Source organism: Streptomyces sp. NBC_00096 (assembly GCF_045041305.1).
Lineage (GTDB): Bacteria > Actinomycetota > Actinomycetes > Streptomycetales > Streptomycetaceae > Streptomyces.
In genome coordinates, this window is record NZ_CP108221.1 from 4468407 (window position 1) to 4480953 (window position 12547).

11 protein-coding genes are annotated in these 12547 nt (G+C 73.9%); 5 read left to right on the forward strand and 6 right to left on the reverse strand.

What is annotated here, in order from left to right; translation table 11 throughout:
• Window position 1 precedes the first annotated feature (1 nt).
• Together OG904_RS19655 and OG904_RS19660 are read left to right on the forward strand one after the other, a co-directional pair.
• Window positions 2–1501 carry a CoA-acylating methylmalonate-semialdehyde dehydrogenase gene (locus OG904_RS19655; protein WP_405492714.1) on the forward strand — a complete coding sequence of 500 codons (1500 nt, stop codon included), beginning with the start codon at window positions 2–4 and terminating at the stop codon, window positions 1499–1501.
• 237 nt (window positions 1502–1738) lie between these two features.
• A complete protein-coding gene (locus tag OG904_RS19660) occupies window positions 1739–2692 on the forward strand; it encodes an IS481 family transposase (protein WP_405486211.1) in 954 nt (317 codons plus the stop codon).
• Here OG904_RS19660 and OG904_RS19665 read toward each other — a convergent pair.
• From OG904_RS19665 to OG904_RS19685, 5 genes are all read right to left on the reverse strand, one after another.
• Window positions 2689–3873, reverse strand: coding sequence for a hypothetical protein (locus OG904_RS19665; protein ID WP_405492716.1), 1185 nt, complete (start codon window positions 3871–3873; stop codon window positions 2689–2691). The genes OG904_RS19660 and OG904_RS19665 overlap by 4 nt on opposite strands.
• A 62-nt stretch (window positions 3874–3935) precedes the next feature.
• Window positions 3936–4976: a WxL protein peptidoglycan domain-containing protein gene (locus OG904_RS19670; RefSeq protein ID WP_405492718.1), complete on the reverse strand. Its 1041-nt coding sequence runs from the start codon at window positions 4974–4976 to the stop codon at window positions 3936–3938.
• A 116-nt stretch (window positions 4977–5092) separates the two neighbouring features.
• Window positions 5093–6340 carry a hypothetical protein gene (locus OG904_RS19675; protein WP_405492720.1) on the reverse strand — a complete coding sequence of 416 codons (1248 nt, stop codon included), beginning with the start codon at window positions 6338–6340 and terminating at the stop codon, window positions 5093–5095.
• A 388-nt stretch (window positions 6341–6728) separates the two neighbouring features.
• Entirely contained in the window at window positions 6729–8327 is a 1599-nt protein-coding gene (locus OG904_RS19680) for a S8 family peptidase (protein WP_405492722.1), read from the reverse strand.
• Between the two features lie 112 nt (window positions 8328–8439).
• Window positions 8440–8853, reverse strand: coding sequence for a GNAT family N-acetyltransferase (locus OG904_RS19685; RefSeq protein ID WP_405492724.1), 414 nt, complete (start codon window positions 8851–8853; stop codon window positions 8440–8442).
• A gap of 20 nt (window positions 8854–8873) precedes the next feature.
• On the opposite strand from OG904_RS19685, the gene OG904_RS19690 reads away from it, so the two are divergent.
• Window positions 8874–9215 carry a hypothetical protein gene (locus OG904_RS19690; protein WP_405492726.1) on the forward strand — a complete coding sequence of 114 codons (342 nt, stop codon included), beginning with the start codon at window positions 8874–8876 and terminating at the stop codon, window positions 9213–9215.
• A gap of 34 nt (window positions 9216–9249) precedes the next feature.
• Here OG904_RS19690 and OG904_RS19695 read toward each other — a convergent pair whose 3' ends face one another.
• Window positions 9250–9777, reverse strand: coding sequence for a hypothetical protein (locus OG904_RS19695; RefSeq protein ID WP_405492728.1), 528 nt, complete (start codon window positions 9775–9777; stop codon window positions 9250–9252).
• Between the two features lie 176 nt (window positions 9778–9953).
• On the opposite strand from OG904_RS19695, the gene OG904_RS19700 reads away from it, so the two are divergent.
• Both OG904_RS19700 and OG904_RS19705 read left to right on the forward strand, forming a co-directional pair.
• Window positions 9954–11666 carry a sensor histidine kinase gene (locus OG904_RS19700; RefSeq protein ID WP_405492730.1) on the forward strand — a complete coding sequence of 571 codons (1713 nt, stop codon included), beginning with the start codon at window positions 9954–9956 and terminating at the stop codon, window positions 11664–11666.
• Window positions 11667–11727: 61 nt separating this feature from the next.
• The gene (locus tag OG904_RS19705; RefSeq protein WP_405498124.1) at window positions 11728–12378 is read left to right on the forward strand and encodes a response regulator; all 651 of its coding nucleotides are present in this window, start codon (window positions 11728–11730) and stop codon (window positions 12376–12378) included.
• Window positions 12379–12547 lie beyond the last annotated feature (169 nt).

The following is a 12547-nucleotide window of genomic DNA, read 5'->3' on the forward strand; positions in this document are numbered from 1 at the left end:
CATGAAGACCGTCAACCACTGGATCGGTGGCAAGACCGTCGAGGGCGCGTCGGGCAACTACGGCCCGGTCACCGACCCGGCCACCGGCGAGGTCACCACCCAGGTCGCCCTGGCGTCGGTGGACGAGGTCGACGCGGCCGTCCGCGTCGCCAAGGAGGCGTTCCGCTCCTGGGGCCAGTCCTCGCTGGCCGCCCGCACCAAGGTGCTGTTCGCCTACCGCGCCCTGCTGGACGCCAACCGCGACGCGATCGCCGACCTGATCGTCGCCGAGCACGGCAAGGTGCACTCCGACGCGCTGGGCGAGGTCGCCCGCGGCCTGGAGATCGTCGAGCTGGCCTGCGGGATCACCGTGCAGCTCAAGGGCGAGCTGTCCACGTCCGTCTCGAGCCGCGTGGACGTCTCCTCGATCCGCCAGCCGATCGGCGTGGTCGCGGGCATCACCCCGTTCAACTTCCCGGCGATGGTCCCGATGTGGATGTTCCCGCTGGCCGTGGCCTGCGGCAACACCTTCATCCTCAAGCCGAGCGAGAAGGACCCGTCGGCCTCCACGCTGCTGGCGCAGCTGGCGAGCCAGGCCGGTCTGCCGGCGGGCGTGCTGAACGTGGTCCACGGTGACAAGGTCGCCGTCGACGCGCTGCTCGCGCACCCCGACATCGCGGCCGTCTCCTTCGTCGGCTCGACCCCGATCGCCCGCCACATCCACACCACCGCCGCCGCCAACGGCAAGCGCGTACAGGCCCTGGGCGGCGCCAAGAACCACATGCTGGTGCTGCCGGACGCCGACCTGGACGCGGCCGCCGACGCGGCGGTCTCGGCCGCCTACGGCTCGGCCGGCGAGCGCTGCATGGCGATCTCCGCCGTCGTCGCCGTCGGCTCCATCGGTGACACCCTCGTGGAGAAGATCCGCGAGCGCGCCGAGAAGATCAAGATCGGCCCCGGCAACGACCCGCTCTCCGAGATGGGCCCGCTGATCACCGCCGCCCACCGCGACAAGGTCGCCTCGTACGTGAAGGGCGCGGCCGCGCAGGGCGCCGACGTGGTCCTGGACGGCACCGGCTTCACGGTGGAGGGCCACGAGGACGGTCACTGGATCGGGCTCTCGCTGCTGGACAACGTCAAGACCGACTCCGACGCCTACCGCGACGAGATCTTCGGCCCGGTGCTGTGCGTGCTGCGCGCCGAGACCTACGAGGAGGGCGTGGCGCTCATCAACGCCTCGCCGTACGGCAACGGCACCGCGATCTTCACCCGTGACGGCGGCGCCGCCCGCCGCTTCCAGCTGGAGATCGAGGCGGGCATGGTCGGCGTCAACGTGCCGATCCCGGTGCCGGTGGGCTACCACTCCTTCGGTGGCTGGAAGGACTCGCTCTTCGGCGACCACCACATCTACGGCAACGACGGCACCCACTTCTACACCCGGGGCAAGGTCGTCACGACCCGCTGGCCCGACCCCTCGGACGCCCCGGCCGGCGTGGACCTCGGGTTCCCCCGCAACCACTGACCGGACGCCCGGCCCGCAGGACAGCTCGCCCCCCGCAACCCTCACCGCGGGGGGCGAGCCCGTTTCCGTCCCCGGGGCCTCGCGCTGGCGGGCCCAGGCCGACGGTGGGGACGGCCGAGACGGCCTAGATGTGCTGTCCCGACACGTTGGTGACACGCGTGCTGGGTTCTTGAAATGGGTGAGGGCCTCCGGGTTCGGTGTGGATTGCGACATCTGCACCGATCCGAGGAGGCCCTCGTGGTTCACCGTAATGCCCCGCTGACCGAGACCGGACGACTTCGTCTGGCCCGCTGTGTCGTGGACGACGGCTGGCCTGTGCGGCGGTCGGCGGAGCGTTTCCAGGTCAGCCACACCACCGCGGCCCGCTGGGCCACCCGCTACCGGCAGTTCGGCGTCGCCGCAATGAGCGACCGCTCCAGCCGGCCCCACCACCAGCCCGCCCGGACCGCCGCCGAGGTGGAGGAACAGGTCCTGCGACTGCGGCGCGAACACCGGATCGGCCCCCTGCGGCTGGCCGCCCGCTGCGGGATCGCGCCCTCGACCGCCCACCGCATCCTCACCCGCCACGGCCTGCCACCACTCACGGCTCTGGACCGGGCCACCGGCGAACCCATCCGCCGCTACGAACGAGCCCGGCCCGGCGAGCTGATCCACATCGACGTCAAGAAGCTCGGCCGGATCCCCGACGGCGGCGGCCACAGAACCCTCGGCAGAGCCGAAGGCCGCCGCAACAAGACCGGCACCGGCTGGGCCTACCTCCACACCGCCCTCGACGACCACAGCCGCCTCGCCTACACCGAAGACCTCCCCGACGAGACGGCCCCCACATGCGCCGCCTTCCTGCGACGGGCGACCGCCTGGTTCGCGGAACGAGGCATCACCGTCGAACGGGTCCTGACCGACAACGCCTGGGCCTACAGCAGGAACACCTGGCGCCAAACCTGCCGCGATCTGGGCATCAGCCCCCGCTGGACCAGGCCCTGGCGGCCGCAGACCAACGGCAAAGTCGAACGCTTCCACCGCACCCTGCTCGAGGAATGGGCCTACCAGCAGCCCTACACCTCAGACACCGAACGCCAGACCGCGTTCACCGACTGGATCGACTGGTACAACTACCACCGACCCCACACCGGCATCCAAGGCCAAACACCCGCCAGCCGCGTCACCAACCTCCCCGGACAACACACCTAGAGCAGCGACCAGACGTCCGACGCCGCCGTCGTCGACCAGACGGCGTCGCCGTGGCCGTGGCCGGGGACGACCGTGAAGGAGACCCGCCGGTTGCCGCCCGCCCGGATCAGGTCCGCGCCGCCCGGGTGGTCGCCGCGGCCCAGTTCGGTGTTGATCCACACCACCTCGGCGCCGATCCGCGCCCAGTCGATCGCGTACGTCTTGCCGTCTCCCGCCCAGACCGCGGCCAGGTCGCGCATCAGGGCCGTCGGGATCAGCCCGCTGCCGAGGGCGGCGGTGGCCGCGTGCCAGGTGGTGAGCGGGGTGCGGCTGAGGTCGAAGCGGTCCTCGTCCGGGGTGGCCCCGAAGGCGTACGAGCCCGCGCCGTGGCCCTGGGTGTAGATCCAGTTCGCGGGGCCGGGCAGCAGGGACGTGCGGACCAGCGCGAAGTGCGCGAGCCCGGCGTTGGTGAAGCGGAGCGCGGGGTCCGGCGGCCAGGGGACCGGGGAGGGGGCCGCCGGGTCGGTGACGGCCCGGGCGATCAGCGCCGCCAGGCCCGGGTCCGCCGCGTGGGCGCCCCGGGCGAGCTGGGCCTCGTACGCGTCCCGGGTCAGGGCCGCCCGTACGGCCAGGTCACCCGCGTAGGGGCCGGTCGTGTCCAGGGCCACCACCCGGGTCAGGCGCGGGGAGTCGTCGTGCGCGGCCGCGTCCAGCGCGAGTGCGGCCCCGGCGGAGTGGCCGAGGTACTGGTACGGCAGCCCGAGCGCCCCGTCCAGTGCCTCCACGACTCCGGCGAGGTCCCGGCGGTGCGCCGCGAGCCCCCAGCCGGGGCCGATCTCGGCGGCCGTCGCGGCGTCCTCGCGCGGGGTGACGCCGACGACGAGGAAGCCCTCGCGGCGCAGCCGGTGGGCGAGGTTCAGGGGGTCCGGGGTGAAGAAGTCGGCGCAGAAGTTCAGCCCGCCGCCCGGCAGGAGGTACGCGATCGCGCGCGGGGCCCGCCGGGTGTCCGCGACCACGTCCACCGTGACCGGGGCCGGGCCGCCGTCGTCGAGGGGCAGCGTCAGCCGGATCCAGCCGTCGCCCGGGAGGTAGGCGGCGGTCCCGGTGCCCAGCGTCCGCTCGACGAGGGCCAGCAGCCCGATCCCGTGGGCGCTGGGGTCCGCCGGCCGGGCGGACCCCTCGTCGCCGTGCTGTGGTGCCATGCGTGGTGCCTCCCCCTACCGGGTGATGGCCGGATGCCGTCACCTGGGGACACCTTCGCCGGTCAGCGGGCTTCAGCCAAGTCCGGTGCCGCTTCGGGCTGTTCGGTGGCGGTCCGACGACGGCGGCGCAGCACCCGGACGGTGATCCAGGAGCCCGCCAGCACCAGGAGGGCGCCGAGCGCGGGCCACGGCACGGCGAGGAAGTCCGTGGCCGATTCGGAGACGAGGTCGGGGTAGGCGGAGGCGCCGGCGGTGATGTCGAGGGTGACCCAGTCGGACTGCGGTGCGTCCGCCCAGTCCTCGGTCAGCTCGATCCGCTGGCCCGGCAGCAGGACGAGCTTGAGCTCGCGGGCGGGCCGGTCCAGCACCCGGCGTCCGAAGAGGCCCTCGGCGGAGACCGTCACCTTCGGCTCGACGACCACGTTGCCCCGGTTGACCAGGGAGTACGAGATCTTGGCGCGGGCGTTCTTGACCCAGGGCAGCAGCGGCGCCGAGCGGCTGACCTTCACGTCCTCCACGCTCAGCCCCGGAGTCACCGGCCCGGGCACCCGGAAGTAGAGCCGGGCGCCGACCTGGCGCTTGACCCCGACCTGGACCTTGCCGTCCTGCTGGACGCCCTCCACGGCGGTGTTGAGGGCGACGATCCCGCCCACGTGGTCACCGGGCGTCGCGTCCGCCGGGACCTTCACGGAGAACGGGAAGTCCTTGCGGCCCTTGGGCGGCACGGTGACCGTGTTCTTCGTCTCGGGCGGCAGCGAGACCCAGGTGCCGACGTCCTTGGGCTTCGTCTCGACCGGCAGCAGCGCGAAGCCGCCGCCCACCGGGGTGTTCACGGCGTCGGTGGCGAATATCTGGAACGTCAGCTCCTTGTCGGAGGAGTTCACGATCGTCGCGCTGTCGCTGACGGTGGTGCCGGCCGCGCCCTGGTGGAAGAAGTACGCGCGGTCGGTCATCGCCGCACCGGCGGGCGGCGTGGGGAAGACGCCCCAGGTGCCGTTGTCCGCGGCGGTCGCGGTGCTCGTGGGGAGCAGGCCCGTGCCCAGCAGGAGGAGGAGCGTGACGAGCGGCCCGTAGAGGGAGGTGCGGCGGGTGCGGGTGCGCATGGGCGGGTCTCCAGTCGGCGCGGACGGGGTGGCGTTGGGGCGGTGCCGGGGAAGCGCGGAAGGGTGGTGCGGCGCCGGAGCGCCGCACCACCCGGGTTGGAGCGGGGCCGTACGGGTCAGGCGATCGAGAAGGTGACGACCGACTGGTAGGTGTCCGCGAACATGAACGGCGGGAGCTGGATCATTCCGGCGCCGCCGACCTCGAACTCGCCACCCGTCAGGTTGTCGCCGCCCGCGCTCTGGGAGGCGACCTTCATCGGGGTGTCGGAGATCGCGCCGGGGGCACCGGCGGTGCAGGTGCTCGGGCTGTCGGCGTTGGTCACCTTGCAGGTCGGCTGGATGCCGATCTGCGCGGTGGCCATGGCGTGGCCGGTGACCGAGTTCAGGAACGGCGTGCGGGTCGCCGAGACGTCCCAGCCGAGGGTCCCGCCGCGGAAGTCCTGGACGGCCATCGCGGTGAACTGGCCGATGACGGACTGGGACTTGCCGTTGATGGTGACCTTGCCGAAGCTGACGGCGGGGTTGCCCGCCTGCGGGCCGATGGCCAGCGGGCCGGGCAGGACCTCGACGTCGACCGGGTTCTTCACGCCGGGCTGGTCGACGACGAAGACGTAGACCTTGTACGGGGTGATCGAGCCGTCGATCTTGATCTCGTCGGCGGCGTTGTTGACGGTGATGTTGCAGGTCGCGGTGCCGTCCGCGGCAGCCGTACCGGTACCGGTGTCACCCGTGGCGGCCCCGGCCTTCAGCGCGGTGCAGGTGACCGGACCGGCCGGGAAGTTGGCGCCCGTGACGACGACCGCCTGACCGGCCTTTCCGCTGTTGGGCGTCAGCTTCGTCGTGATCGGGTCCTTGGGCAGGGCCTCGACCGCCACCGATCCGAGCGAGGCGCTCGGGCGCGGGTTCGGCGTACAGGTCGTCGTGAAGACCGATCCGCCGAGGTTCGCGTCGGTGACCGACAGGTCCAGGGCCACGCTGACCGTGGTGCCCTCGCTGCCGTCCGGGATCTTGATGGTGCCGGAGAAGCCGGAGGGGTCGAGCGGCTGTCCGGCGACCACGCTGACCGTCTCGGGCGGGCTGACGACCGTCTGGGTGGTCGACCCGACCTTGAGGGTGATCTTGGAGGTGTTCACCGTCGTGACGGAGAACCCCGGGATGACCGGGCTCGCACCCGGGTCGATGGTGATCGGGACCACGTCGCCGGCCTTGGCTCCGTCGGGCAGCGTGATCGTGAAGTTCTGGTTGCCCGTGGCCCCGGCCTGGGGCGGCGGGGCAACGCAGTCCAGCTTCACGGACGTCGTCTTGGTCGCGGCCTGCGCGGTACCGGACAGGCCCACCACGGCGCCCGTCAGGACGAGGGACAAGGCGCCCGTCCCGGCCAGAACTCTTCGTCGAAACGTTGTACTCACTGGGTCGCGACTCCTTCGTCATACGAACCCTCCCCCCACCCGCTGTGTGGGGGAGGTCGAGCCGGTGCGGTGGCCGACATTGACGCGTCGCGGTGATGAGAAGTCAATGGCTTGCTTTCGCCCGAAGCACACAGAAATTGATGTGCCATCAGGCCGGGTGGGGCGAAGGCCGGGATACCGACCGGCCGGTGGGTGGTACGGGTGGGGCGGGGGGTATTTCACGGGTGTTCCCGCCCCTGGTCGGAGCCCCTGGTCGGAGTGGGGGCCGGGCGCGGGCGGCCCCGTGCCGGGCGGTCGCCCGCCGGGGCGGGGAGGCCACCGCCGGCGGGGGTTCCCGTACGGGCTACTTGTCGGCCGGGACGTGCAGCAGGAGGTTCGGCGTGCCGGCCGGCAGGGCCGTGATCCGGTTCGGTACGGCCTCCCGCAGGAGAGTTTCGGCCACCTGAGCGGGAGTCGCGCGCCGGCCGCCGGCCGCCACGCTCCGGGCCAGCACCAGCGCGGCGGCGCCCGCCACGTGCGGGGCCGCCATCGAGGTGCCGGAGGCCCGGGCGGTGGCCCCGGTGGAGCCCTTCCAGGCCGATACGATGCCCACGCCGGGAGCCGAGAGGTCCACGCAGGGACCGTGGTTCGAGAAGGAGGCCAGCTGGTCCCCCATGTCCGTCGCACCCACGGTGAGTGCCTCCGGGACGTGGGCCGGGGAGCCGGTGCAGGCGTCCTCGGCGGAGTTGCCGGCCGCCACGGCGAAGGTGATTCCGGACGCGATCGCCCGGGTCACGGCCCGGTCCAAGGCGAAGCTGAGGCCGCCGCCCAGGCTCATGTTCGCCACCGCCGGGGTCGTGGGCGACTTGAGGGCGTCCTTCACCATCCAGTCGATACCGCTCGCGATGGCCGACAGACTCGCCTCCCCGTGGCAGTCCGCCACCTTCACGGCGACGAGCGAAACTCCCTTCGCCACACCGTAGGTGGCCCCGCCGACGGTTCCCGCGACGTGCGTGCCGTGGCCGTTGCAGTCCGTGGCGGCCTCCCAGTACACGGCGTTGGCGCCCCATCTGGCCCGTCCGCCGAACTCCAGGTGCGCGGTGTTGATCCCGGTGTCCAGGATGTACGCGGTGACCCCCTCCGCCTTGGTGGGGTACGCGTACGAACCGTCGAGCGGCAGCGCGCTCTGGTCGAGCCGGTCCAGGGACCAGGGCGCGGAGGTCTGGATCAGGGGTGCCGCGGGGGCGGGAACGGGAACGGGTGCGGGGGCGGGAGTGGGAACGGGGGCGGGAGTGGGAGCGGGGACAGGAGCTGGGACGGGGACAGGAGCGGGAACGGGAGCGGGAACGGGGGTGTCGGCGGGTGCGGGTGCGGGTGCGGGTGCGGGTGCGGGGACGGGAGCGGGGACGGGAGCGGGGACTGGGAGGGGGACTGGGACAGGAGCGGGGGCGGGAGCAGGGGTGTCGGCGGGGACGGGGGCGGGAGCGGGAACAGGAGCGGGAACAGGGGTGTCGGCGGGAGCGGGGGTGGGTGCGGGGACGGGTGCGGGAATGTCGGCGGCGGGGGTGGGAGCGGGGGTGTCGCCGTCGGCGGCGCCGGTCCGGGCCTCCCCGGTCCGGGCGCCGTCGATCCGGAAGATCGCGTCGGGTTCCACGGAGGCCACCCGGGGGTCGGCCGCGAGTTCGGCGGCGCGGGCGGCCGTGGTGCGGACGGCGAAGCCGTTGAGGGCGGTGTCGTAGACGGCTCCGACCCGGTCGCCGGCCGCCGCGGCCTCGGTGGCGAGGGCCTGGGTGGAGGCGCGGGTGGAGTCACGGGTGACTCTGTCCTTGAGGACGACGACGTAGGAGGCGGTGGAGGCGGTGGGGGCGTCGGTGGCGTCGGAGGTGTCGGCGGCGTACAGCGGCAGTGCGGTGGCCGCCGCCAGCAGGGCGGCGGCCGGGAACAGCGCGGTGAGTGCGGTCATGCGGCCGATGCTCGGCGAGGCACGGGCCGGCCGCGCGGAGGGTGCGCCGAGTGGCCCCACGACACGCCGTCCCAGGGGGGAAACGGGTCCGGCAGGATCCGGGAGGGACGGCCTACGGGGCGATGGGCCAGCCGCGCATGGTGAAGACGCCCTCGTCGTGCGCGCCGGCCGCTCCGTAGGTGGCCAGCGCGGCCTCGTTGTCGGTGTCGACACCCACCCACATGCCGTAGCAGCCGCGCTCCCGGGCCTCGGCGGCGAGCGCCTCGGTCAGGGCGCGGCCGATGCCGCGCCGGCGGTGGCCCTCGTCCACGGAGAGCTCGTAGAGGCACATCTCGGTGCCCTTGTCCGGGTGGCTCATCTCGACGCCGGAGACCATGCCGACGGGTGCGCCGTCCACGTAGGCGATGAGCATCAGGTGCCCGGGGGAGGCGAGGAACCGCTCCGACCACTCCGTGCGGGCGGGCCCGTCGAAGAGGCCTTCGGCGGCCTGGAGTTCGGCGGGGGTGTGGGCGCGGCGGATGTCCATGGCGTGACGATAATGGCCCGATGGGCAGCGGGGAGCAGGATTTCGACACGGCGTGGCACGCGGCGCCGGAGCCGGTGCGCGGGGCGCTCGCCCTCGCCTGCGAGGCGCTGGCAGCCGGAGGCCTGGCGGTGGGGGCGGTCCTGACGGACACCGCCGGCCGCACGATCGCCGCGGGCCGCAACGAGGCCTACGAGACGTACGAGGACGGCCCGGGCACCGGGCCGCTGCGCGGTACGCCGCTCGCCCACGCCGAGATGAACGCGCTGGGGGCCGCCCGTACGGACCTGCGCCCCACGGGGCCCGCCTCACGGAACTGGCTTCGGCACGCGAGCTGCGCACGCGCTGAGCCGCGCCCGCACTGAGCCGCCCCGGCGCCGAGCCGCCCCAGCGCCCGGGTCAGCGGGCGGAGCGGGACGCCGCCTGCTGGACCGGGGTGCCGTCGGGCGTCCTCGCGTCGGGGGACGGGGTGCCGTCGGTCCAGGCGAAGACCTCCTTGCCGCGCACCGTGACCTGGTACTGGTAGTGGTCCCGGCACTCGGGCCGCTCCTCGGCGCGGGTGCCGGCCGGCCACCACTTGGCCGCCAGCGAAGTCCCCGTGTGCTTCCGGGGGGTGCCCGCCGAGCACCGCGGGCCGTCCAGCGGGGTCGCGCCCAGGGTGAACCGCAGCAGCCGGGCGTCACCGTTGGTGCGGGCCTTTATTCGGACGTTGGTCGCGTCCTTGGGCACCCAGTCGGGGAGCGCCCAGGTCAGCCGCCCGCGGGTCGGGGCGTCGGCGGCCGACGCGAAGCGCATGCCCTTCTCCTTGAACACCCGGTCGTTGATCGTGTCGGTCACGGGGTTGGTCGGGAGATTGGGCAGGGCGATGGCGGCGGTGGCGAGAACTCCCACGGTGGCGGCGGCGATGACGAGCGGACGGCGGTTCATGTCCATGAGTATTCGCGGCGCCGGCCGTAACCCGCGTCCCTCCCGAGGACGAACCCGATGTCTGCCCCAAGAGTGACAACGAGTCATACCTGAGTCTCGTCTCTGCCCTTCGGCAGAGGACCGGATCCCCCGCGAGGCTCAAGCCCCCGCCCCTCCGGCCTCGGATAATCATCGATATGTCTGTCATGGGTCGCTCGCTGCTCCGGGCCGCCGCCGAGGCCTTCGGCGGCGGAGTACTCGTCCTGGCCGCGTTCCGGCTGATCGACCAGGTCGGCGGGTCCCTGCCGGCCCACACCAGGGCGGCGCTGACGCTCGTCGCGCTGGCCCTGTTCGTCGTACGCCGCCGCTGCCCGGAGGTGGCGCTGCTCGGGATGGGCGCGCTCCTCGGGGTGATGTCGTGCCTCGGCGTCCTGATGGCCGTGACCGCCTACACCGTCTCCCACCAGCTGGCCGGAGCCGGGCGCCGGGCCGCCGTGCTGTTCGGGGCCGGCGCGCTCACCGTGCTCACGGCGGGCGCCTCGGTGTACCGCGAGGGCTTCGGCTCCTGGCAGTACGGGCTCACCCTGGGCGCGGTGCTCGCCGCGGTCGCCGTCTTCGTACCCGGGCTGGTCGGGGCCTCCGCCGGGCAGCAGCAGCGGCTCCTCGCCGCCCTGCGCGAGCGGGCCGCGGCGGCGGAGGAGAACCGCAGGCTCGCCGAGAGCGAGTCCCGCATCCACGAGCGGTCCCGCATCGCGGCCGAGATGCACGACCTGGTCGGACACCGCCTCAGCCTGATCTCCCTCCACGCGGGCGGCCTCGAAATGGCCCTGCGCGGCCGCGGCGGCGAAGGCGCCGACGAGCTGCGCGAGAGCGCCAACCAGGTGCGCACCGCCACCCGCGACGCCATGCACGAGCTGCGCGAGGCGCTCGGCGTCCTCGGGCCGCTGTCCCGGGACACCGGCACCGACGCGCTCACCGACGCCACCGGGACCCGGGCCGACATCGAGGCGCTGGTCGCCGAGTCCCGCGCGGTCGGGGTCCCCGTCGGCTTCGACTGGACCGGGCCCGACACGCAGGACAGGGAGGCGCGGGTGCGGCGGGCGGTGCACCGGGTCGTACGCGAGGCGCTGACCAACGTGCACCGCTACGCCGCCGGGGCCCCCGTGGAGGTGCGGATCGAGCACACCGCCGACTCCGTCACCGTCCGCGTGGCCAACGGGGCCCCGGTGCGCCCGCCGGCCGCCGGTTCCGCCGGCGCCCCCGCGGCCGGCGAGGCGGGGCTCGGCACCGGCCGCGGCCTGAGCGGGCTGCGCGAACGCGTCGCCCTGCTCGGCGGCGACCTGACGGCCGGACCGGATCCCGCCGGGGGCTTCGCCGTACGGGCCCGGCTGCCCGCCGTCCCCCCGACGGCGGCGCAGACCGACGCCGAACGCGCGAAGGACCGTACGCCGGGACCCGCGGGCGCCGCGGCCCGGCGGCTGCGGCGGGCCCCGCTGCTGATCCCGCTCGCCCAGGCGGCCTCTGGGCTGCTGGGACTGGCCGGCATCGGGGCCACCTTGATGTTCGGCCTGCAGTTCGTCGGCCACGCCCGGCCGTTGAGCTACTCCCCGCCGCGGCCCCCGGAAATCGGGATGAGCCGGCAGCAGGTCGAGGGCGCCGGGGTCTACGACGAGAGGATGGCCCGCGCCGCCGCCGCCGGGCACGAGCCGCCCCGGCCGCCGGACGCCGGTGACTGCGTGTACCCGTTCAGCCGGGACACCGTCGGCCGGGACCGGCTGGAGCTCACCCGGTACTGTTTCCGCGGCGAGATTTTGATCCAGATCATCCGATTCGAGGTACCGATGGTGCCGGTGACCGCGTCACCGTCCCCGTCCCCCTCGCCCACTCCATCCGGGAGCGCACGTGAATGACCCGCAGGGGTCCGACCGGTCCGGCAGCGTCGTACGGGTCCTGCTCGCCGACGACGAGCAGATGATCCGGGCCGGCGTACGGATGATCCTCAAGCACGCCGACGGCATCGACGTGGTCGCCGAGGCGGCCAACGGGGCCGAGGCCGTGGAGCTCGCCGCCGTGCACCGCCCCGACGTGGTCCTCCTCGACATCAGGATGCCCGTGCTCGACGGCCTCGCCGCGATCGGGCCGCTCACCGCGCTGGACCCGGCGCCGCAGGTGGTCGTGCTCACCACCTTCGGCGACGACGAGAACGTGATGCGCGCGCTCGCGGCCGGGGCCACCGGGTTCCTGCTGAAGGACGAGGGCCCCGACGAACTGATCAGCGCCGTGAAGTCGGCGGCGAGCGGAGACGCCGTCCTGTCGCCGGGGGTCACCGGCACCGTCATCCGCCGCATGCTCCAGGGCGGCGGCGCCGGGCGGGACACCGCCGCCCCGGCCGGTCCCGGTGCGCGGACCGCCGCGCGGGTCGCCGGGCTCACCGACCGGGAGCGGGAGGTGCTCGCCCTGCTCGGCGCGGGCCTCGCCAATCTGGAGATCGGCCACCGGCTCGGCATCGGCATCGGCACGGTCAAGACGCACGTCGGCTCCATCCTGGAGAAGACCGGCAGCACGGGGCGGGTCCAGGCCGCGCTCCTCGCCCACCAGGCGGGGCTGACCGACGAAGACTGACCCGGCGGCACCCGCGCGGCACCCCGACACCCGGGATGGCGCGCGTCGTTGGACAGGACGTGCGCCCTCGCCCAGCCCTCGCCCCGGCCTCCACCGCCCCGGCCCCTGCCTCCGCCTCCCCGGCCCCTGCCTCCGCCTCCCCGGCCCCTGCCTCCGCCTCCCCGGCCCC